A 20,001-nucleotide genomic window follows, 5' to 3' on the forward strand; every position below is an offset into this window, starting at 1 on the left:
CGCTGCACAACTGCACTGCTGCGTCCTCTTTTGCTGAACCTGGGCCATCGCTCGCCCTCTGGCCAGCGGCACCCAAAGCCTGCTGCGGCGCGCTCTGCTGTTGAAGCGCGGCCGCAGCCCTCCTGGAAAAGGCTTCGAGAATACGCCAAAGCCATGACCGGCCCAAGACGACATCGTCAGAGGTCGTAGGATGCAGCCATGAACACATGGATCGGTATTGGTTTGGCGCTGATCGCCCTGCTGGGCGGTGGCTTTCTCTATGGTTGGCAAGGCGTGATGCTCGCCCTGACGGTGGTGGTGTTCTGGCTGCTGCTGCAGTTCTCGCGCCTGATGCGGGTGATGAAGGCGGCGTCGGAAGGCCCGGTCGGGCATGTTGACAGTGCGGTGATGCTGAATGCCAAGCTGCGCAGCGGCATGAAACTGGTCGAAGTGCTGCCGCTGACGCGCAGCCTGGGCCAGAAGATCAGCGAACAGCCCGAAACCTATGGCTGGACCGACGCCGGTGGCGCCCGCGTCGAGTTGCAGATGGAAAAGGGCACGGTGAGCCGCTGGCAGCTGATCCGCCCGGACGATCAAGCCTCGTAAAATCGCCGTTTTACGTCCGACCTTGTTCACACGAAAGCACCCTCCCATGAGCGAAGCCAAATCCATCGTCGAAGTCACGGCCGCCGATGTTCAAGGTCCGGGCGTCGTTGCCTGCCCCAACCCCAAGATGAGCTTGTGGAGCAGCCACCCCAAGGTCTTCATCGACATCAGCCACGACGGCCAGGGCAAGTGCCCCTATTGCGGCACCGTCTACAAGCTCAAAGCCGGCGAAACCCTGCACAGCCACCACTGAGCATGCAGCAGCGCAGCAAAGCCCAAGCCGCCGCACTGCTGGCCTCGCCCGAGGACACCGAACAGCAGTTCTACGAGGCCCTGCAACAGGCCGACCTGGAGCGGCTGATGGAGGTCTGGGCTGACGAGGAGGAAGTCTCCTGCGTGCACCCCGGGGGCCCGCGTGTGGTCGGCCTGGGCGCGATCCGCGCCGCCTTCGAGGCGGTGTTCCAGCAAGGCGCCATCCCGGCCCATCCCGAGCGCGTGCGGCGCCTGCATACCGGCGACACCGCCATCCACCAGGTGCTGGAGCGGGTGCAGGTGCAAGGCCCGGACGGCCAGCAAAGCGCCTGGGTGATTGCCACCAATGTCTATCTCAAGACGGCCTTTGGCTGGCGCATGGTCTTGCACCATGCCAGCCCCGGCAATGCGCATGACATTCAGGAAGTGATCGAAGAGCCCTCGGTCCTGCACTGAGCGCGCCGCGAACGATGCAGTATTCCGCGCCGCGCTGGCTGCCCGGCGGCCACGCCCAGACCATCTGGTCCGCCCTCTATGCCCGCCACAAGGGTGGCCCCGAGCTGCGCTTCCAGCGCCAGCGCTGGGACACGCCGGACGGGGACTTCGTCGATGTCGACTGGCTGAACTACGCGCCGCCCGAAGCACCGGCCGGTAGCTTTTTGGCCCACCCCGGTGCGAGCGATGAGCGCGTGCCGCCACTGCTGGTGCTGTTTCACGGCCTGGAAGGCAGCTCACAAAGCCAGTACGCGCAAGCCTTCGCCACCGTGGCCCGCTCGCGCGGCTGGGCTTGCGCCCTGCCGCATTTCCGCGGCTGTTCGGGCGAGATGAACTTAGCACCGCGGGCCTACCACTCGGGCGACTTCGAAGAGATCGGCTGGATGCTGGCCCGTTGCAAGCAGCAGCATGGCGGCCCGGTGCTGGCCGCCGGCGTCTCCCTGGGCGGCAATGCCTTGCTGCGCTGGGCCGAAGAAGCCGGCCAAAGCGCCGCCACCACGGCACGCGCGGTCTGCGCCATCTGTTCGCCGATCGACCTGGCGGCCTCGGGCCGGGCCATCGGACGGGGCTTCAGCCGCCTGGTCTACACCCGCATGTTTCTGCGCAGCATGGTGCCCAAGGCCTTGCGCAAGCTGGAACAGCACCCGGGCCTGTTTGACGGCGAACGCCTGCGCGCCGCGCGCGACCTGTACGAGTTCGACAACCTCTTCACCGCGCCCTTGCACGGCTTTCGCAACACCGAGGACTACTGGGCCCGCGCCTCGGCCAAACCCCATCTGAAGCGCATCGGCATCCCAGCCCTGCTGATCAATGCCCGCAACGACCCCTTTGTACCGGCGCACTGCCTGCCGCGGCAGCAAGACGTCGGCTCCTTCGTGCGCCTCTGGCAGCCGGCTCATGGCGGCCATGTCGGCTTCACCCACGGCAAGCCGCCCGGTGAAGTTTTCACCATGCCCGAGCAGGTCTGCGACTGGCTGGCTCAGGCGCTCTGAGAGCCCCACCCCTACACTGGGGCCATGGATGCCATCGTCGAAGCGGCCCTGAAGAAGTGGCCCAACGTTCCGCACTGCTATGGCTGGCTGGCCCTGGATGCGCGCGGCAACTGGTTTATGCGCGACGAGCGCTGCCAGGCGGCCGGGCCCTGTCCGCAAGTCAAAGGCAGCCGAGTCACACATGAAAAACTGCGCGAATTCATCGAGCGCAACTACGCCGCCGACGAGCGCGGCGCCTGGTTCTTCCAGAACGGCCCTCAGCGCGTCTATCTGCAACTGGAGGCCGCCCCCTGGATCTGGCGTCTGGACGGCGATGCGCTGGCCACACCATCGACAGTGCGCAGCCACACCGGCTTGAGCAGCACGGTCAGCGGAGTCTGGCTCGACGAACAGGACCGCCTGTTTCTGAGCACGCCGCTTGGCCTGGGCCTGGTGCACAGCCTGGACATGGACTGGGCGGCGCAAGCGGTCGAGCAAGGCTTGTGGGTGCCCGAGGTCCGCAGCCACGCAACCTTGTTGCAACAGTTCGGCATCGTACTGGCGCCCGCTGCCGACTGAGCCCTCCTGCTGTGGCCCGGGCGAGTCAACCCGCCCTCAGGATGCGACGTTCAGGAGCATTGCTGCTCAAAGGCCTCGCATGAAAAAAACAAGCCAGATCGTGCCCAAGCTCTGTGCCCTGGCCATAGGCGCCCTGCTGCTGGCCCCCTCGGCCTGGGCCTTCCGCTGCAACTCCTATGTCATCGACGCCGGCATGCCCAAGTTCGAGGTGCAGCGCAAATGTGGGCAGCCGAGCAATAAGGAGCAGCGCATCGACCGCCGCATCGTGCGCATACGGGTACCAGCGCCCGCGGGACCGAATCTGCCACCCGGCAGCCAGGTCGAGATCGAGCGCGAAGTGCAGGTCCAGATCGAAGAATGGATCTACAACTTCGGCCCCAACCAGTTCATGCAATTGCTGGTCTTTGAAGACGGGCGCTTGATGTCCGTGAAGGACATCGGCTACGGCAGCTGAAGCTCGGCCCCTGCCATGCCTCGGTCTGGCATCGACACATCAGAGGAGCGGGCACAAAAAAACCGGCCTGAGGGCCGGTTTTCAGCGAGTGGAGCCTGGCTCAGTTTGCAGCCGAAGCAGCAGCGGCCGGAGCCTTGGGTTCGTCGAACTTGGCACCGCCCTGGTTGGACAAGTAAACCACCGCGCGGGCGATTTCGAAGTCGCTGAAATCACCGCCGCCTTGAGCGCCCATGGCACCCTTGCCCTTGAGTGCCGAATTCAGCAGCGCTTCGTAACCGGTCTTCAGGCGCGGGCCCCAGGCGGCTTCATCGCCGAGCTTGGGAGCGCCCGCTGCGCCGGTGGCGTGACAGGCCGCGCATTGGGCCTGGAACACTTGTTCGCCGGTCTTGAGCGCTGCGACATTGTTCAAGTCCTTCAACTCGATCGCGCCGACCGGCTGGATGCGGGCCGCCACGGCTTGGGCTTCCAGGGCCTCGGTGCCGGCCGATGGCTTGCTGTCGGCCGTCACGTAGTTGGCCAGCATGATGATCACGATGATGGGCACGACAAAGGCGAAGAACACGGCCCAGGCCAGCTGCGTGGGCGTCTTGATCGGGCCTTCATGGGCTTCGTCAGCATGATCGTGCTCGTGTGCGTGATTCTGGTTTCCGCTCATGAAATCCTCGTTGGCGTCGGCAAGGGAAGATGCGCTGCCCGGCAAATCACCGGACGCAAAACCGTCAGATTATATCGTCGCCGACCCCGGAGCCTGGGCAAGCATTGAGCGTGATCACGGAGCTGCCAGCCACTGAGGTTAGAATGCGCGCTCCCGGCGACCGTGGTGAAGTGGATATCATTGGGCCCTCCGAAGGCTTAGGCGCAAGTTCGATTCTTGCCGGTCGCACCACCGGGACTCTTCTTCCCGCACCCCGCCATCCGGCTGCCTGATGGTGCTGAGCCCGCTGATTCACGCAACAGCCCCGCTCCTCCATCACCATGTCTGCAGACCGCGCTCAGTGGCAACGCTTATCCGCTCTGCTCCATGAGGCGCTGGATCTCAGCGCCGCCGCCCGCATTGCATGGCTGGAACGCCTGCATCAGGAAGACGCCGCCTTGGCCCGCCAAGTGGCCGACCTGCTCGCCAATGACGCCACCCTGCCCAGCGCCAATGTGACGCGACGGGCCGCTACTGCTGTTGCGCCTGAGTCGCCCACCAAGACCCCGGTCACATCGGAGCCGACGCACACGGCCACCCCCACCACACCGCAGCCACCGCCACGACCCCGGCTGGGCGCTTGGTGCTTGCTCGAGCGGATTGGCCAGGGCGGCATGGGCGAAGTCTGGTTGGCGGAGCGCGGCGACGGCCTGTATCAGGCGAAGGCAGCCATCAAGCTGCTGCGCAGCGATCTCGACGCCCGTCAGTTGAGCGCCCGTTTTGCTCGTGAGCGGGCCTTGCTGGGCCGCCTCAACCACCCGGCCATCGCGCGCCTGCTCGACGCCGGCATCGGCGAAGAGGGCCAGGCCTATCTGGTGCTGGAGCATGTGTCCGGCCAAGCGCTGGACGCCCATGTTCGCGAACATTGCCCGGGCGTGCGCGAACGTGTGCAGCTGCTGATTCGCGTGGCCGAGGCCGTGGACCATGCCCACGCCCAACTGGTGGTGCACCGAGACCTCAAGCCCTCCAATGTGCTGGTGATGGCCGATGGTCAGCCCAAGCTGCTCGACTTCGGCATCGCCTCTCTGCTGGAAGACAAGGGCAACCACGACCTGACCCGCCAAGCCGGCCTCAGCCTGACGCTGAACTATGCCGCGCCGGAGCAGGTGCTGGGCGAAGCGATCGACACCCGCGCTGACGTCTTCGCCCTCGGGGTGATGCTGTTTGAGCTGCTGAGCGGCCGCCTGCCCTTCGCGCCGCGCGGCAGCAAAAGGGCGGCCAGCGAGCATGCCTTGCTGCACGACGAGCCTCGGCGACTGAACCAGAAAGACGAGCACGGCGGAGGCCTGCAGGACCCACTCAGCCCGGGGGCGCCGATGGATGCCAAGCTGGCCCAGGGCGACCTGGAGGCCGTGGTCAGCAAAGCCCTGCGCAAACGTCCGGCCGACCGCTACGGCAGTGTGCGCGAGCTGATCAACGATTTGCAGGCCTGGCTGGAGCACCGGCCAGTCAGTGTGCGGAGCGAGGACTGGCGCCATCGCAGCCGCCTGCTGCTGCGCCGCCATGCCGTCCTGGCTGGCGCCACGGCCCTGGTGGTGTTGAGTCTGAGCCTCGGTTTGGGTGCAGCCACCTGGCAATGGCAGCGAGCCGAGCGCTCGGCTCGCCAGTCCGACCATGTGACCCGTTATCTGACGGACCTGCTGGCATCGGCCACACCGGAAGCCCATGGCGGCCAATGGCCGACGGTGTTACAGCTGCTCAATGAAAGCCGTGCCGAGCTGCCGCAGAAATTTGCGGATGACCCGGACACCCGACTGCGCCTGCTCGAGGTCTTGAGCAACACCTATGCAGCACTCAACCATTTCGATGCCGCATTCCCGCTCGCCGAGCAATGGCTGAAGTTGGCGCTGGAGCGCCATGGGGAGGGCACGCCCGAGGCCCTGAAAGCCCAGCTGGGGCAGGCCTGGCTGTGGCAGATCAGCGGCCACCATGTCGAATCGATGAAGTTGCTGGAGCCCCAGCTCGGCGCCATCGTCAAGACATTCGGCGAGGTCTCCGAGCCGCACAGCCTGACCCTGCAGGTGCTGGCTGCGAACGCCATGCACCTGGGCCGCTTGGATGATGCCGAGCGCATCCTGACCCAGAGTGGCGCCCTGCAGCAGCGCCTGCACCCGGGTGGCGCCTTGGAGCGCGCCGACTATCTGAACAATCTGCGCGTGCTGCGCAACGAGCAAGGCCGGCCGCGCGAAGCACTGGCCGCGCTGGAAGGCACACGCGACCTCTGGGACACGCGCGACCCCAAGCTGGCCATGCAGATGCTGGTGATCCGCCAGAACCACCTGACCGATTTGCTGCGCCTGAACCAGTTCGACGGTGCGCTCAGCACCCACCGCACCCTGGTGGAAGACATGAACCGGGTGCTGGGCCCGGGCAATGGCCTGAGCTTTCTGGAGCATCGCAGCTTCATCAACGAGTACTTCCTCGCGCGCGGCCAGTACGGAGACGCACAGCGCGAGCTGCAGGCCTTGGTCGAAAGGTCCGCACGCGAGAAGGCCTGGCCCGAGAGTTCACAGCTGCGCCTGCTCAGCATGGCCTTGCTGGCACGGACCCGCCACCAGTTGCAGACTGCAGGCGGCCAACAGCCGCCCAGCCCGCGCAGAGAAAACGCCATGCCGGCTCCGCTGCGGCAGGAGCTGATGCAGTTGCTCGATCGCCTACGCCAGAACAGCAGCTTCACCGCGAGGCAGCGCAGCGGAGTCGCCCTCGACCTGGCCGAGGTGGCCCTGGCTTACGACGAGACCGCGCTGGCCGAACTCTCCATGCAGTCCATTGAGACCAAAGACCGACGCGAGGCCAAGGGCAAGTCGCGCCTGCTGATGGTGGAAGCACAGCTCGCGCGCGGCCAGGGCGATCTGGTTCGCAGCCGCAGCTTGCAGGAGAAGCGCGTAGCCGCCCTTGAGGCCAACACCGACCCGGCCAGCGCTTTCAGCTGGTCAGCTCATCTGGATCTGGCTTACACCCAGCTGCTGCTGGGCGAGGCTCAAGCCGCCCAGGCCAGCCTGGAGCGCGCTCTCACACGCCGCCCCGCCACCCTGGCCAGCGGCCACCCGCTGGACAGCCTGAGCAGCGGGCTGCAGGCCTGGATCAAGGCTGGCAAGCCCCTGCCCAAGCCGCGGGCCTCGTTGGGCGCGGCGTTTCTCGGCGTTTGAGTTCAGAGCGCCGGGCGATCCACCACCGGCTTCACGATGTACGGGCTCTCCGCCAGGAGCCAGTGGGTGTTGAGATCCAGGCGCAGAACTTGGCCATCCTTGTCATCGCTGACTTCGATACGGGCAGGTTCACCGCTCTTGACGATCAGGGCTGGCTTGGCGACCACGCGGAGATTGCCGTGCCAGCCCTCACCCTTGGCTTCGGGCGCATCGAGGTCACCACGCAGGACGACCAAATCGAGACGAAAGCTATCGCCAGGCAGGGTGGTGGGCTGAACGCGGATCAACCAAGAGTTCGGGCTGGCCTTCTCTTCCGCCTTGCTGCTATGCAGCCATTGCCAGTTCGACTGCTGAGTCGTCACGCGCAAAGCTCGCTGCAACTTGCCGTCCAAGCTCAGGTCAGCATCGATCTCGATCAAGTGATAGCCCGCCTGCACCGGCGGCACGCTCGGCTTTTTCGCCGCAGCCTCCACCCCAGGCTTCAGGGCATGAACCAGGCCGGCACTGCCGAGGCTGAGCGAGAGGGTCAGTGCCAGGGCCAGGCGGCGGCGCCACTGGGGCAGGCGGTGGTGGTCTTTCAGCATATGAACTCTCTCCAGCAAAGGGTGTTGGGCCTGCCAGCTGCAGGCCAAGGTACTGCCATGGGAACTCGGCGTCAGGGACTGCAGGTCCTGGGCCTTGAGCAAAGCGCTGGCGTAGAGCGCCAAGGCGCTGCGCGGTTGCTGCTGCAGCACGCGGGCATCGCAGGCCAGTTCCTGGTCGGCGCGCAGGCGGCGCAGGCCCCGCCAGGCCAGCGGGTTGAACCAGTGCAGGGCGCAAAGCAGGCTGGCCAGCAGCTGGCTGAGGTTGTCGCGCCGGCTCTGGTGCACGCCCTCGTGAGCCAGGATCAAGGCCTGCTCGGCCGGGCTGAAACAGGCCTCGAAATCCTCGGCCAGGCACAGGCGCGGACGCAGCAGGCCGACCAGGGCCGGGCCGGTGCCGGCCGGCGAGCGCCAGCAGCCCGCCACCGCATCAAAGCGTAGCCGCCGCAGCAACTGAGCGTGCCGAAGGGCCAGCAAGCCCAGGCACAGCAGGGTTCCGAGCAGCCAGAACAGGCACAGCCAGGCCTGCATTCCCAAGCTCGCACTAGCTGTGGCGCCCTCGGGCATGCCAGGCCACGCGGGCAAAGCCTCGCTCCAAGTGCCCAAGGCCTGGGCCTTCAGGCGGAGGACCACGGTCGGGCTCCAGGCCTCGGAACTGGGCAGGGCCTGCGCCAGCAAGACCAAGGGCAGGGCCAGCCAGGCCGCATAGCTGGCACCGGCGCCCAGCAGACGCAGCAGTGCCGGCCGAAGCAGCCACAGCAGCAAGATCATGCCGCTGAGCATCAACGTTTGCACGCCCAGCCTGGGCAACAGCCACGAGAACATCGGGGCCAGGTCTTGGGCCTCAGTCATTTTCATAGTCCTGGATCAGCTGCTTGAGCGCCTTCAACTCGGCGGCGTCGAGCTTGCGCTGGGCCGAGAAGTGCGCGACCAGCGGCGTCAAGCGGCCTTGAAACAAGCGGTCCAGCAGCCCCATGCTCTGCGCACTGAGCCAGCTCTCGCGCTGCAGCACGGGGCTGTAGAGATAGCGCCGGCCGTCCTTCTCGGCGCTGATGGCGCCTTTGTTGAACAGGCGGTTGACGAGGGTCTTGATGGTGGCCAACTGCCAGTCTTGGCGCTCGACCAGGGCTTGAGCGATTTCATCCGTGCTCTGTGGATGGCGCTGCCAGAGCACCTCCATCACCTGGGCTTCGGCCTCGGAAATGCTCGTCGTCGCGGCTTGATCTGGCGGGCTCATGAGGATTGATTACTTTTGTAAACGATGGCGAATGTTTACTCGCGTAATCGACGGCGTCAAGCAGTTTTTTTGCTTGGCCTGTTTTTCCCCAGGTGCGCCATAGCAACATCTGACACCCCTGGCAAGCCCTGATATGCGGGTGTCACAGAGCCCACATAGACTCGCGCCCCAAGCGTGAACAAAGTCACATCCACAAGATAAGGGTTGACAGGCACGCAGTTGTAGATACTTGACACCCCAGGGAAGGGAATGCTCGTGGAACTCCTGGAAACCTCGGCCCTGCTGCGCATGCTGGCGCTGTACACCCATGTGCTGGCCTGCTTTGCCGCAGCCGCCGGCGTGGTTCTCGGCGATGTCGCCATCTTCATGCCCAAGCGCGTCGATCGGCTGCTCTTGCAGAAATCCACGCGCCTGGTCAGCTGGGCCTTGCTGGCACTCTGGATTTCCGGTCTTGGGCTGATCGGCATCGACACCGGCTTCGATCCGGCCGTCATGCTGGACAAGCCCAAGCTGCTGGCCAAGCTCAGCGTGGTCTTGGTGCTGACCCTCAACGGCTGGGCCCTGCACCGCTGGGCCTTCCCTCTGCTGGCCTCGCCCCAGGACGAGCCACAGAAGGCCGCCGGCCTGCCGGCCCTGCTGGGTGGCATCAGCAGCGCCTCATGGCTGTTCGCTGCGTTCCTGGGCGTGGCCAAGCCCCTGGCCATCGTCTTGCTCTACCCCGGCTTCATGGCGCTCTATGGCGCCAGCCTGCTGCTGGCCATCGGCGCTGCGCTGAGTCTGGGCCGCCAGCGCCTGGCGCGCCAGCTGTTGGTCAGTGACGACGACACCATCTACAGCGTGCTGCAGGACGAGCCACGCGGCATTCAGGCCACCTAAGGCCTGGGCTCGGATTTAGCCGGCGCGCTGAACCAGGCGCTGCGCGGCACGAACTTGGGGCTGGCCGGGTCGCTGCGGTAGTGGGGCGACATGATCTGCACGCCGTACTCGTTGAACACATCCTGGATGTGGGCGTGCAGATTGCTGAGCACCTCGGCACGCGGGCGAGGCTGGCTGGGCACGGCCTGGCAGACCAGGCGGTACTCGGGGTAGAAGTCCGAAAGCGCGGTCTGGAACACCCGCGCCGGTGGCGCATCCAGCACCCCTGGCGTGCGCCGCGCCGCTTCCAGCAGCATGGCCTCAACCTGGCGCCAGGGCGTGTCGTAGCCAATCGTCACCGTGGTGTCGACCACATAACCGCTGCCATCAACGGCACGGGAATAGTTCTTGGTGACCGAACCCATGACCAGAGAATTGGGCAGGGTCAGTTCCTCGCCCAGGCCGGTGCGGATGCGGGTGGTGAACATGCCCAGCTCGGTGATGGTGCCCTCATGCTCCTGCACCCGCACATACTCCCCGACGCGTATGGTCCGCGAAAACATCAGAATCAGGCCGCTGGCACCCTGACCGACGATGCTGGAGGCGCCCAGCGAAATCATCAGACCCAGCAGCACCGACATGCCCTTGAAAGCCTCGCTGCCTGAACCGGGCAGGTAGGGATACGCCATCACCAGAGCAAACAACCAGATGCCGGTGTTGATGATGCGGCGCGAGGGCCGCACGGTGTCGCAGTCCATCCAGCCCAAGCTGGCCTCGCCGGCCTCGATGCGGTCGAACACCGGCTTGAGCATGCCGGTCGCCGCACGCGCCATGCCAAAAATAATCAGGGCGATGAAGAGGTCGGGCAAGGCGCGCAACATGCCGCCGCCGATCTTCACCAGCACCTGGAGCAGGTAGGCGCTGAGTTGCTCGCCCCAAGGGCGTGTATAGGGGAACTGGCTCAGCACCAGGCTCAGCCACTCGTAGCTGAGCAGGGCAATCAGGCTCCAGCTCAAGCCCAGCACCAGCCAGTGACTGAAACTCAAGAGCTTGTCCCGCTGCAGCAGCGGCGTGCCGGCCAGATGCAAGGCGCCACTGCGCTGCGCCATCTGGGCGGCCAGACGCGCATCGAGCGCCCTCTGGCCGCGCCGCACGGCCCAGACCAGTCCGGCAAACACCAGGCTGCCCGCCAAACTGACCAAGGCAGCATGCCAAAGGCGCGACTGGTCACGGCTTTCGCGCGTCTCGGCGATCACGAGCTCCAGCTGGCGCTTGGCATGGGCCACAGTGCTGTCGAGCGTGGCGCCACTCGCCACGTCGACATCCTCGGGCGTCAGGATCAAGGCCATTTCGCCGTCCAGCATCAAGACCTGACCCTGTCCCTCCTTGCGCACCAGCACCACGCCAGGCCCCGACCGGGCCAGCACCTCGTTCATGTACAGATGGGTGCGGCGCGCCCGCTCCGCGGGACTGACGCCCAAAAACGGCGCACGGTACTCGGCGATGCGGCGGTTCAGGATCTGCACCGGCGCGTGGGTCGGCGCCGCCGAGGCAGCCGCTTCAGCCGCCAGCGCCTGGGCACGCGAGGACCCCGCCGAAATCGCCAGCAGCAGGGCCAGGACCCCGGAGCCGAACACAGACATCAATGACATGCGCATGCGACGACGCTCCCTCAGCGGATGGACAACCAGCACGCGGCTGGCGCGGCAAGCATATCGCCAGGCGCGCACCAATCTGTCGCAAGGCGGACGCACCAAAACCGGTCTCGCTGGCGCCAGGCACCAAAGAGGTTCATGCTGAGCCGGAGCAGGCCGCGGCGGCGCCGCCAGCCGGATCAGGCACAGCCCTTGCATTCATCGCCAGCACTGGCCACGGAGACACCATGCACGCCCTCACCCTGCCCGCCCCGGGTCATTACGACGAGATGCTGCTGCCCAGCGGCGCCCTGCGGCCGCACTACCAGTCCTTTGCGCACTGGTTGCATGCCCAGACCCCCGAGGCCCTGTCCAAGAAGCGGGCCGAGGCCGACCTGCTCTTCCACAAGGTCGGCATCACCTTCGCCGTCTATGGCGACGAAGCCGGCGCCGAGCGCCTGATCCCCTTCGACACCGTGCCCCGCATCGTGCCGGCCGAGGAGTGGCGCATGCTGGAAGCCGGTCTGCGCCAGCGCGTCAATGCACTGAACCGCTTCCTCTGGGACATCTACCACGACCATGACATCGTCAAAGCCGGCCTGGTGCCGGCCGAGCAGGTCTTCGCCAACGCCCAGTACCAGCCGGCCATGCAGGGCCTGGACCTGCCGCATGGCATCTACGCCCACATCACCGGCGTCGACCTGATCCGCCACTCCGACGGCGGCTACTACGTGCTGGAAGACAATCTGCGCGTGCCCAGCGGCGTCAGCTACATGCTGGAAAACCGCAAGATGATGATGCGGCTCTTTCCCGAGCTCTTCGCCAAATACCCGGTGGCGCCGGTGGCCCACTACCCCACCTTGCTGCTCAACACCTTGCGCCATGCCTCGGTGGCCGAGAACCCGACCGTGGTGGTGCTGACACCGGGACCCTTCAACAGCGCCTACTTCGAGCACGCTTTCCTGGCGCAGCAGATGGGTGTGGAGCTCGTCGAGGGCCAGGACCTGTTCGTCAAGGACGAGTTTCTCTATATGCGCACCACGGTCGGCCCCAAGCGGGTGGACGTGATCTACCGCCGCATCGACGATGCCTTCCTCGACCCACTCGCCTTCCGTGCCGATTCGATGTTAGGCGTTCCGGGCCTCTTGTCGGTCTACAAGCAGGGTCACCTGATCCTGGCCAATGCCATCGGCACCGGCGTGGCGGACGACAAGTCCATCTACCCCTATGTGCCGGACATGATCCGCTTCTACCTCGGCGAAGAGCCCATCCTGCACAACGTGCCGACCTGGCAATGCCGCAAGCCGGCCGATCTGGACCATGTGCTGAACCACATGGCCGAGCTGGTGGTGAAGGAAGTGCATGGCGCCGGCGGCTACGGCATGCTGGTCGGCCCAGCCTCGACAGCGGCCGAAGTGGCCGAGTTCAAGGAGCGGGTCAAGTCCAACCCGGCCAACTACATCGCCCAGCCCACGCTCTGCCTGTCCAGCTGCCCGACTTTTGTCGAGGCCGGCATCGCGCCGCGCCACATCGACCTGCGGCCCTTCGTGCTGACCGGCCGCGAGGTCAATATGGTGGCCGGCGGCCTGACCCGCGTCGCCTTGAAGCAAGGCTCCCTGGTGGTCAATTCGTCCCAGGGTGGCGGAACCAAAGACACCTGGATCCTGGAGAACTGACATGCTGTCGAGAACCGCCGCCCAGCTCTACTGGATGAGCCGCTATGTCGAGCGCGCCGAGAACCTCGTGCGCATGCTGGACGTCACCCATTCCCTGTCCCTGCTGCCGCAGTCGCGTGGCGCCATGACCGAGTTGGCGGCACCGCTGGCCGTCACCGGCACGCTGGAAGCCTTCACCGCCAGCCAGCAGCCGCTGGAAGCCGAGCGCCTGTTCAACTTCATGGCCCTGGACCTGGACAACCCGGCCTCGGTGCTCAGCTGCCTGCGCTCGGCGCGCGAGAACGCCCATGCGGTACGCGGCCAGATCACCGCCGAGATGTGGGAGGCCATCAACAGCACCTGGCTGGAAGGACGCGAGTTCCCGAAGCGCGGCATCGCCAGTGTCTCCAGCTTCTTCGACTGGGTGAAGGAGCGCTCGCACCTGTTCCGCGGCGCCACCTACGGCACCCTGCAGCGCAACGATGCCTACTGCTTCATCCGCCTGGGCACCTTCATCGAACGGGCCGACAACACCGCCCGCCTGCTCGATGTGAAGTCGCAGCTGATCGAGCCTGCGGTCGACAGCCTGATGCCCGTGGATGTGCCCCAGGAAAGCGCGCCTGATTTCTACGCCTGGAGCGCGCTGCTGCGCTCGCTCTCGGCCTTCGAGGCCTACCACGCCGTCTACCGCGACGCGCTGGACAGCCGGCGCGTGACCGAGCTGCTGATCCTGCGCCCTGATGTGCCGCGCTCGCTGCGCGCCTGCTGCGACGAGATCCGCGCCATCCTGCCGCAGATCGAGGCCCGCAGCGGCTCGCTGGACGCCGGCCGCCAGGTCAAGCAGCTGGCCGGTCGCCTGGCCCTGAGCCTGGAGTATGGTGAGGTCGGCGAAATCCTCGCCACCGGCGTGCACCGCTGGCTGACCGGCTTTCTGCAGGAGTCGGCCGAGCTCAGCGATGCGATTCGTGCGGCCTATCTGGAAGCGAACTGAGTCATGGGGTGAACGAGTGAACAGGTGAATAAGTGAACTTGGGAATACCAAGCCAGCACCTGCGACAACGCCCTCTCACCCTTCACCCATTCACCCATTCACCTGTTCACCTGTTCACCTGCCCCCCCCATGCACCTCGCCATCCACCACGAAACGGTCTACCGCTACCAGCACCCCGTGCAGCGGAGCACCCAGTATCTGCGTCTGACGCCGAGCGAGGGTGCGCGGCAGAAGGTGCTCAGCTGGGACCTGAGCCTGCCGGGCGCGGCCAGCCGATGCCTGGACGCCTACGGCAATGTCATGCATGTGCTGGCCCTGGACCGGCCGCACAGCGAAATCCACCTCTATGCCCGCGGCGTGGTCGAGACCGACGACAGCCCGCCGACGCCCGACCCGCAGGACGGCCGCTTCCCGCCCGAGGTGTTCCTGCGCGACTCGCCCCTGACCCAGGCCGATGCCGCCCTGCGTGACTTTGCTGCGGCCCACGCCGCCGCCGTGGCTGCCGACGCGCGCGAAGGCTTGATGGCCATGCTGCAGGCCTTGGCGGTCCACATGCCCTACACCCCCGGCTCGACCGACGCTGCCACGCCGGCCGCCGAGGCCTTTGCCGCGCGCCTGGGCGTCTGCCAGGACCATGCCCAGGTCTTCGCAACCTGTGCCCGTCTGCTCGGCGTGCCAACGCGTTATGTCAGCGGCTATCTGGCGGCAGACACCGAGCATGTGGCCAGCCACGCCTGGGCCGAGGTGCGCCTGCCCGGCAGCGCCGCCGAGGGCGGTGGCTGGTTGGGCTTTGATGTCAGCAACCAATGTCTGGCCGGCGGCCGCTATGTCCAGCTGGCCATCGGTGCCGACTACCTGGACGCCTGCCCGGTACGCGGCATGCGCTTGGGTGGCGGCAGCGAGGCCTTGCGGGCCAATGTGCAGGTGTCGGTCGCGCCTGCGCCTCAGCAATGAGCGGCGGCGGGGCGCGAAAGCAGCGGAGATAATCGCAGCGCCCCCGTTCTCCTGAACCTTACATTCCCCCGGCTGCCCCATGACCTACTGCGTTGCCATGCGTCTCGACGCCGGCCTCTTGTTCGCCTCGGACTCGCGCACCAATGCGGGCGTCGACCACATCGCCACCTTCCGCAAGATGAATGTCTTCGAAGCGCCCGGCGAGCGCCTGATCGTGCTGCTGAGCGCCGGCAACCTGGCCACCACGCAGAGCGTGATCAGCCTGCTGCGGCAGCGCCTGGAGCATGAAGGTGAGCATCTGCTGAACCGCAAGTCCATGTACGACGTGGCCGAGCTGGTGGGGCGCACGGTCAAGGAAATCGTCGCTCGCGACGCCAATTCGCAAAGCCTGGGCCAGGGCGTGGATTTCGGCGGCAACTTCATCGTCGGCGGCCAGATCCGCGGCGAGGAGCCTCGGCTTTTCCATGTCTACGCCCAGGGCAACTTCATCGAAGCCTGCGAAGACACGCCCTACTTCCAGATTGGCGAATCCAAGTACGGCAAGCCCATCATCGACCGCGTCATCAACACCGGCACCTCGCTGAAGGAAGCGGCCAAGTGCACGCTGATCTCGTTTGACTCGACCATACGCAGCAACCTCTCGGTCGGCCTGCCCATCGACATGCTGCTCTACCGCGCCCACAGCTTTGCACCGGCCGCACCGCACCGCGTCACCGCCGACGACCCCTACTTCAACAAGCTGCGCCGCGGCTGGGGCGAAGGTTTGAAGCGGGTGTTTGCCAAACTGCCTGACGAAGACTGGTTCGCCTGAGAGCTCGCCAGCTCAGGCTTTGTCGGTGGCCAGCAAGATGCTGGTCTCGGTGTTGGCAATGCCCTCGATCTGCCGGATGCCGTTGAGCACCTTGTCGAAGGCCTCGAGCGAATCGGCGCGCAGCTCGGCGATCAGGTCCCAGCGGCCATTGGTCGTGTGCAAAGCCACCACATGGGCATGGCCCCAAAGCGTACGGCGCACGGCAGCGGCATGGTTGCCCTCGACCGCGATGCTCATCATGGCCCGCACCCGCCCAGCCTCCACCTCGGGCTTGAGCCGCACGGTGTAGCCCAGGATCTGGCCTTCACGCTGCAGCCGGGCCAGGCGGTTCTGCACCGTCGCGCGCGTCACGCGCAGCTTCTGCGCCAAGGCCACCACGGGTAGGCGGGCGTCTTCACGCAAGAGGGCGATCAGTTGGCGGTCGGTGTCATCCATGGCGGCTCCTGCAGAGCAAAACGCTCAGGGCTACTATACAAATTGCACGGCTTGCCGCGCAGACTGATCAGTTTGCTGGCTTCAGTTTGGCGGGGCGGCGGCCAAGAATTTGGGCACTTCGACACCTGCCTTGAATTCGACGCCCGCCATGTCTCTCGCTTCCAAACTGCCCCGTAGCCCGGCGCCAGCTGCCCTCGTCATGGTGCGTCCGCACTGTTTCAGGCCCAACCCTGAGACCGCCGCCGACAACGGCTTCCAGCAGCAAGCCACTGCGCCCGAGTCTCATGCCGAGAGCCTGGCGATGCAAGCCCATGCCGAGCACAGCCGCGCAGTAGCGGCACTGCGCTCGGCCGGCCTGCGCGTGCACCTGTTCGAGGACCGGGGCGAACGCGACACGCCTGACTCGGTCTTTCCCAACAACTGGTTCAGCAGCCATGCCGATGGCACGCTCTTGCTCTATCCCATGCACGCGCCCAACCGCCGGCGCGAACAGCGCGAGGACATCCTGGCCCTGCTGCAGCGCGAATACCTGGTGCGCCGGGTGATCGACCACAGCGGCCTGGCTGCACAAGGCATTGCGCTCGAAGGGACGGGCGCCATGGTGCTGGACGCCGAGCAGCGCCTCGCCTTGGTGGCGCGCTCCAAGCGCACTCACGAAGGCTTGCTGGCCACCGTCTGTGCCCAGCTGGGCTACCGCGCCCAGATCTTCGACGCCCACGATGCGCTGGGCCTGCCGGTCTATCACAGCAATGTGATGCTCTGCGTGGCCCGGCATTTCGCCCTGGTCGGCCTGAGCCTGGTGCCCGACGCCGGTCAGCGCGAGCGCCTGCGCACCAGCCTCGCTGGCCAGCCAGGCAGGCCGCGCACGGTGATCGAACTCAGCCCTGAGCAGATCGGCGAATTTGCCGGCAATGCCCTGGAGCTGCGCAGCGCTGATGGCGAACATCTGCTGGCCCTGTCCAGCCGTGCCGAGGCCAGCCTGAGCGCGGCGCAGAAGGCGCAGATCCGGGCCTCGGCCACGCTGTTGCCTTTGACCGTGCCAACCCTAGAGCGGGCCGGCGGCTCGGTGCGCTGCATGCTGGCCGGCGTCCACCTGGAACGCCGGGCCCATCTAGAAGACGCGGCCTGAAGTGCTGCGTTCTCAGCCAGCGAGGCCGACGTACACCTCTTGCACATCGTCGTGCGCGTCGATGGCGGCCAGGAAGGCCTCAACCTCTTCCAGCTCGGCACCGCTCAGGCTGACGGTGTTCTTGGGCCGATAACCCAGCTTGGCCGAGACGACATTGAAACCATGTTGCGGCAGGGCTCGGCAGACCAGGTCCAGATCGGCAGCGTCGCTGAGGAAGACCGTGGGGGGCACTTCGCCGTCCTCATCCGCCTCGCCGAGCTCGAAGTCCTGGGCGCCGGCCTCGATGGCGGCGAGTTCGGCATCGGCACCGGGCTGGGCCGGGTTCGCCTCGATCAGGCCCAGATAGCTGAAGTCCCAGGACACCGAACCGGCAGCGCCCAGCTGGCCCTTGCGGAAAAGCACGCGGATCTCGGACACCGTGCGGTTGACGTTGTCGGTCAGGCATTCCACGATGACCGGCACGCGGTGCGGGGCAAAGCCTTCGTAAGTGACGCGCTCGTAGTGCACTGCGTCGCCGAGCAAACCAGCGCCTTTCTTGATGGCGCGCTCCAGGGTCTCGCGCGGCATGGAGGCCTTGCGGGCCTGCTCGACGACCATGCGCAGGCGCGGGTTCAGGTCAACGTCGGCACCGCTCTTGGCGGCCAACTGGATTTCCTTGGACAGCTTGCCGAAGATCTGCCCTTTGGCATTGGACGCCAAGTCCTTGTGCTTTGCTTTCCACTGTGCGCCCATGTTGCTCGGTCCTTTTTGTTGTTTCGAAGGGATGGCTCAGGCCCGATTGTCGCGGACGCGTGAGCTGCGCCACCCGGTATCGAAATTTGCATGCTTGGCACTGCAGCGGTGCAGTTGGCGCCCCTTTGGGGGGCAGGTCTTGCCTCCGACCGGGCCGCGGCACATCAGCAAGGCGTGCAGTTTGACAAGTTTTGAAACAAATCAAACCCGCATGAGGAATGGCAGACCAGCCACCAGCGGCGATATTTGAGTCCACACCACCCCAGCGACGCTGAAGCCAGGAGCCAGCCATGAACACCAGCGGTCCCACCGCCCCCAGTTTTCTCTACCGCAGCGAGGCCTTTGCCGAAGACCTGCCCGACCTGCCCGTCTGGAGTGCGTCGGAGCGCCGGCCGCGCCGGGTGCTGAGATCGCTGTGGGTGGCCGCGGCCTTGTTCATCGGCGCAGGAAGCACCGCCCTGGCCTGGATCGGCTACCGAATCTGAGAGTTCGCGCTTTCTTACTGCGCGACTGCCATCCGTCGTTGGTCCGGTGTTGGCTCCGACATCACATTCGCTCTGCGAATATGAGTCTCGCCGCAACTTCGTTGTCGGAATCCTCACGTACAGAAAGTACGTTCCGGTTCCTGCGCTCCGTCCGCCTAGGCTGACAGCCGCTCGCTACAAAAATTCGCAAACTCTGGGACGGCGCATTCCGGGGCGCTGCTCCCGCAGCACCCCGTTCACTTCACATCAAGGCATCAAGCGTCGCGACGACGCTTGACCGCGCCCAGCAAGCCCACCAGGCCCAAGGCCATCAAAGCGTAGCTGCTCGGCTCTGGCACGGGCGCCATGGCTGACAGCACGATCAGTTGAGACTTGACGCCGGGCAGGGCCAAGCCGCTCTGGTCCTGCTCGGCGACCAGGTAGATGGTGCCCTTCTCGTCAATGGTCACACCCTCAATGCCGTTGTTCGGCAACACATTGCTGAGATCGAAGCTGCTCAAGACCTGACCCTGACGGTTGACCTCGACCAGCTTGCGTGAGCCCAGGCTCAGCAGCAGCAGGTTGTCGGCACCGGCCGTGCCGACCAAGCTGTCCACGCCCGAAAGGCTGGCCACATCCGACAGCGTGCTCAGGCCCAAGCTGCTCGGGTTGAACAGGCTGCTCATGGCGGCCACACCACCGCCCGGCGGAGTGGAGCCATGGCCCGAAGTGGACGGCGGGTTGCCTGTGGCGGCGGCGAAGCTCAGGCTGCCGGCCAGAACATTTTGCGGCTCCTGCTGTTTGACGGTGATGAAGCTGCCGCCATTGCGGGCGTCATAGGCCAGGCCTTCAATGCCGTTGTTGCCGACCGCGTTGTTGGCGATCGAGACAAAGGCGCTTTTCAGCTGGGCTCTGCCGCCATCGACAAAGCTGAAGCGGTAGACATCTTGCAGCCGCTCTTCGCTCAGAGCCAGCACGCCGCCGCCCAGATAGGCCAGGCCTTCGGTGTCGTGCTTGGTGCTGCCGGTGCCGCTCCAATTGAAAGCCATCTTGCCCAGGGTCTGGCCGGTCAGCGAGATCTCGACCACGCCGGTGCCTTCGTCACCGACATAGAACAAGGTGCCGCGGTCGCGGGCATAGCTGACGGCCGAAGCTTCCAAGCCGGAAATCTGGCCGGCTGTCGTGCCACCGAGCAGGTCCAGCGCATAGCTGGCTTTGAACTGGTAGTTAGCGAGATTGAGGCTGTTGCCAGCCTGGGCCAGGCCGCAAGCAGCGGCGAGCATGGCGAGGAGCAGTTGTTTGATCTTCATGAAAAGTCGGGATCCGAAAAGTGAAGGGGCGCGG

Annotated in this window: 22 protein-coding genes and 1 tRNA gene; 16 read left to right on the top strand and 7 right to left on the bottom strand. The window is 65.8% G+C overall.

Translation table 11 applies throughout. The features are described from left to right. Positions 1-198 precede the first annotated feature (198 nt). The 6 genes from ACQY39_RS02110 (at position 199) to ACQY39_RS02135 (ending at position 3,336) form a co-directional block, all read left to right on the top strand. Complete coding sequence (locus tag ACQY39_RS02110) at positions 199-585, top strand: hypothetical protein (protein WP_428503248.1); 387 nt, start codon at positions 199-201, stop codon at positions 583-585. 46 nt (positions 586-631) lie between these two features. Continuing rightward, a complete protein-coding gene (locus ACQY39_RS02115) occupies positions 632-838 on the top strand; it encodes a zinc-finger domain-containing protein (RefSeq protein ID WP_263518000.1) in 207 nt (68 codons plus the stop codon). Between the two features lie 2 nt (positions 839-840). Beyond that, positions 841-1,293 carry a YybH family protein gene (locus tag ACQY39_RS02120; protein WP_428503249.1) on the top strand — a complete coding sequence of 151 codons (453 nt, stop codon included), beginning with the start codon at positions 841-843 and terminating at the stop codon, positions 1,291-1,293. A 14-nt stretch (positions 1,294-1,307) separates the two neighbouring features. Next, on the top strand, positions 1,308-2,324 hold the full coding sequence (locus ACQY39_RS02125) for a YheT family hydrolase (protein ID WP_428503250.1): 1,017 nt from the start codon (positions 1,308-1,310) through the stop codon (positions 2,322-2,324). Between the two features lie 24 nt (positions 2,325-2,348). After that, positions 2,349-2,882, top strand: coding sequence for a DUF2946 family protein (locus ACQY39_RS02130; RefSeq protein ID WP_428503251.1), 534 nt, complete (start codon positions 2,349-2,351; stop codon positions 2,880-2,882). Between the two features lie 79 nt (positions 2,883-2,961). Then, on the top strand, positions 2,962-3,336 hold the full coding sequence (locus ACQY39_RS02135; RefSeq protein WP_428503252.1) for a DUF2845 domain-containing protein: 375 nt from the start codon (positions 2,962-2,964) through the stop codon (positions 3,334-3,336). A gap of 100 nt (positions 3,337-3,436) precedes the next feature. Here ACQY39_RS02135 and ACQY39_RS02140 read toward each other — a convergent pair whose 3' ends face one another. Next, positions 3,437-3,991: a c-type cytochrome gene (locus ACQY39_RS02140; RefSeq protein ID WP_428503253.1), complete on the bottom strand. Its 555-nt coding sequence runs from the start codon at positions 3,989-3,991 to the stop codon at positions 3,437-3,439. Between ACQY39_RS02140 and ACQY39_RS02145 the strand changes: the two genes are divergently transcribed. The 3 genes from ACQY39_RS02145 (at position 3,990) to ACQY39_RS02155 (ending at position 7,179) form a co-directional block, all read left to right on the top strand. Continuing rightward, positions 3,990-4,127 (top strand): hypothetical protein, encoded by a 138-nt coding sequence (locus ACQY39_RS02145; RefSeq protein WP_428503254.1) that lies wholly within the window; start codon positions 3,990-3,992, stop codon positions 4,125-4,127. The genes ACQY39_RS02140 and ACQY39_RS02145 overlap by 2 nt on opposite strands. 20 nt (positions 4,128-4,147) lie before the next feature. Continuing rightward, positions 4,148-4,222, top strand: a tRNA-Arg gene (locus tag ACQY39_RS02150). An 89-nt stretch (positions 4,223-4,311) separates the two neighbouring features. Beyond that, entirely contained in the window at positions 4,312-7,179 is a 2,868-nt protein-coding gene (locus ACQY39_RS02155) for a serine/threonine-protein kinase (RefSeq protein ID WP_428503255.1), read from the top strand. Positions 7,180-7,181: 2 nt separating this feature from the next. Here ACQY39_RS02155 and ACQY39_RS02160 read toward each other — a convergent pair whose 3' ends face one another. After that, the gene (locus ACQY39_RS02160) at positions 7,182-8,612 is read right to left on the bottom strand and encodes a M56 family metallopeptidase (RefSeq protein WP_428503256.1); all 1,431 of its coding nucleotides are present in this window, start codon (positions 8,610-8,612) and stop codon (positions 7,182-7,184) included. Then, a complete protein-coding gene (locus ACQY39_RS02165) occupies positions 8,605-8,997 on the bottom strand; it encodes a BlaI/MecI/CopY family transcriptional regulator (RefSeq protein ID WP_428503257.1) in 393 nt (130 codons plus the stop codon). The genes ACQY39_RS02160 and ACQY39_RS02165 overlap by 8 nt, the downstream gene beginning before the upstream one ends. Positions 8,998-9,252: 255 nt before the next feature. Between ACQY39_RS02165 and ACQY39_RS02170 the strand changes: the two genes are divergently transcribed. Next, positions 9,253-9,873: a hypothetical protein gene (locus ACQY39_RS02170; protein ID WP_428503258.1), complete on the top strand. Its 621-nt coding sequence runs from the start codon at positions 9,253-9,255 to the stop codon at positions 9,871-9,873. Here ACQY39_RS02170 and ACQY39_RS02175 read toward each other — a convergent pair. Then, positions 9,870-11,510, bottom strand: coding sequence for a mechanosensitive ion channel family protein (locus tag ACQY39_RS02175; protein ID WP_428503259.1), 1,641 nt, complete (start codon positions 11,508-11,510; stop codon positions 9,870-9,872). The two genes, ACQY39_RS02170 and ACQY39_RS02175, sit on opposite strands and share 4 nt — an antisense overlap. A gap of 224 nt (positions 11,511-11,734) precedes the next feature. On the opposite strand from ACQY39_RS02175, the gene ACQY39_RS02180 reads away from it, so the two are divergent. The 4 genes from ACQY39_RS02180 to ACQY39_RS02195 all read left to right on the top strand — a co-directional run bounded on the left by ACQY39_RS02180 (position 11,735) and on the right by ACQY39_RS02195 (position 15,897). Continuing rightward, entirely contained in the window at positions 11,735-13,162 is a 1,428-nt protein-coding gene (locus ACQY39_RS02180; protein ID WP_428503260.1) for a circularly permuted type 2 ATP-grasp protein, read from the top strand. Between the two features lies 1 nt (position 13,163). Further along, a complete protein-coding gene (locus tag ACQY39_RS02185; protein WP_263518017.1) occupies positions 13,164-14,132 on the top strand; it encodes an alpha-E domain-containing protein in 969 nt (322 codons plus the stop codon). A gap of 129 nt (positions 14,133-14,261) precedes the next feature. Further along, positions 14,262-15,086, top strand: a complete 825-nt coding sequence (locus ACQY39_RS02190; RefSeq protein WP_428503261.1) for a transglutaminase family protein — start codon at positions 14,262-14,264, stop codon at positions 15,084-15,086. A 79-nt stretch (positions 15,087-15,165) separates the two neighbouring features. Then, positions 15,166-15,897: a peptidase gene (locus ACQY39_RS02195; protein WP_428503262.1), complete on the top strand. Its 732-nt coding sequence runs from the start codon at positions 15,166-15,168 to the stop codon at positions 15,895-15,897. A gap of 12 nt (positions 15,898-15,909) precedes the next feature. On the opposite strand, the gene ACQY39_RS02200 is transcribed toward ACQY39_RS02195, so the two are convergent. After that, positions 15,910-16,332, bottom strand: a complete 423-nt coding sequence (locus tag ACQY39_RS02200; RefSeq protein ID WP_428503263.1) for an Lrp/AsnC family transcriptional regulator — start codon at positions 16,330-16,332, stop codon at positions 15,910-15,912. 148 nt (positions 16,333-16,480) lie between these two features. Between ACQY39_RS02200 and ctlX the strand changes: the two genes are divergently transcribed. Beyond that, positions 16,481-17,461, top strand: coding sequence for a citrulline utilization hydrolase CtlX (ctlX, locus tag ACQY39_RS02205; RefSeq protein ID WP_428503264.1), 981 nt, complete (start codon positions 16,481-16,483; stop codon positions 17,459-17,461). 12 nt (positions 17,462-17,473) lie between these two features. Here the strand turns inward: ctlX and ACQY39_RS02210 are convergent, their stop codons facing one another. Next, a complete protein-coding gene (locus ACQY39_RS02210) occupies positions 17,474-18,193 on the bottom strand; it encodes a YebC/PmpR family DNA-binding transcriptional regulator (RefSeq protein ID WP_428503265.1) in 720 nt (239 codons plus the stop codon). A 290-nt stretch (positions 18,194-18,483) separates the two neighbouring features. Between ACQY39_RS02210 and ACQY39_RS02215 the strand changes: the two genes are divergently transcribed. Next, positions 18,484-18,678, top strand: coding sequence for a hypothetical protein (locus ACQY39_RS02215; protein ID WP_263518021.1), 195 nt, complete (start codon positions 18,484-18,486; stop codon positions 18,676-18,678). Between the two features lie 254 nt (positions 18,679-18,932). Here the strand turns inward: ACQY39_RS02215 and ACQY39_RS02220 are convergent, their stop codons facing one another. Then, the gene (locus ACQY39_RS02220; RefSeq protein ID WP_428503266.1) at positions 18,933-19,967 is read right to left on the bottom strand and encodes an SdiA-regulated domain-containing protein; all 1,035 of its coding nucleotides are present in this window, start codon (positions 19,965-19,967) and stop codon (positions 18,933-18,935) included. Positions 19,968-20,001: the final 34 nt, after the last annotated feature.

This window comes from Roseateles sp., assembly GCF_965262435.1.
Lineage (GTDB): Bacteria > Pseudomonadota > Gammaproteobacteria > Burkholderiales > Burkholderiaceae_C > Paucibacter_A.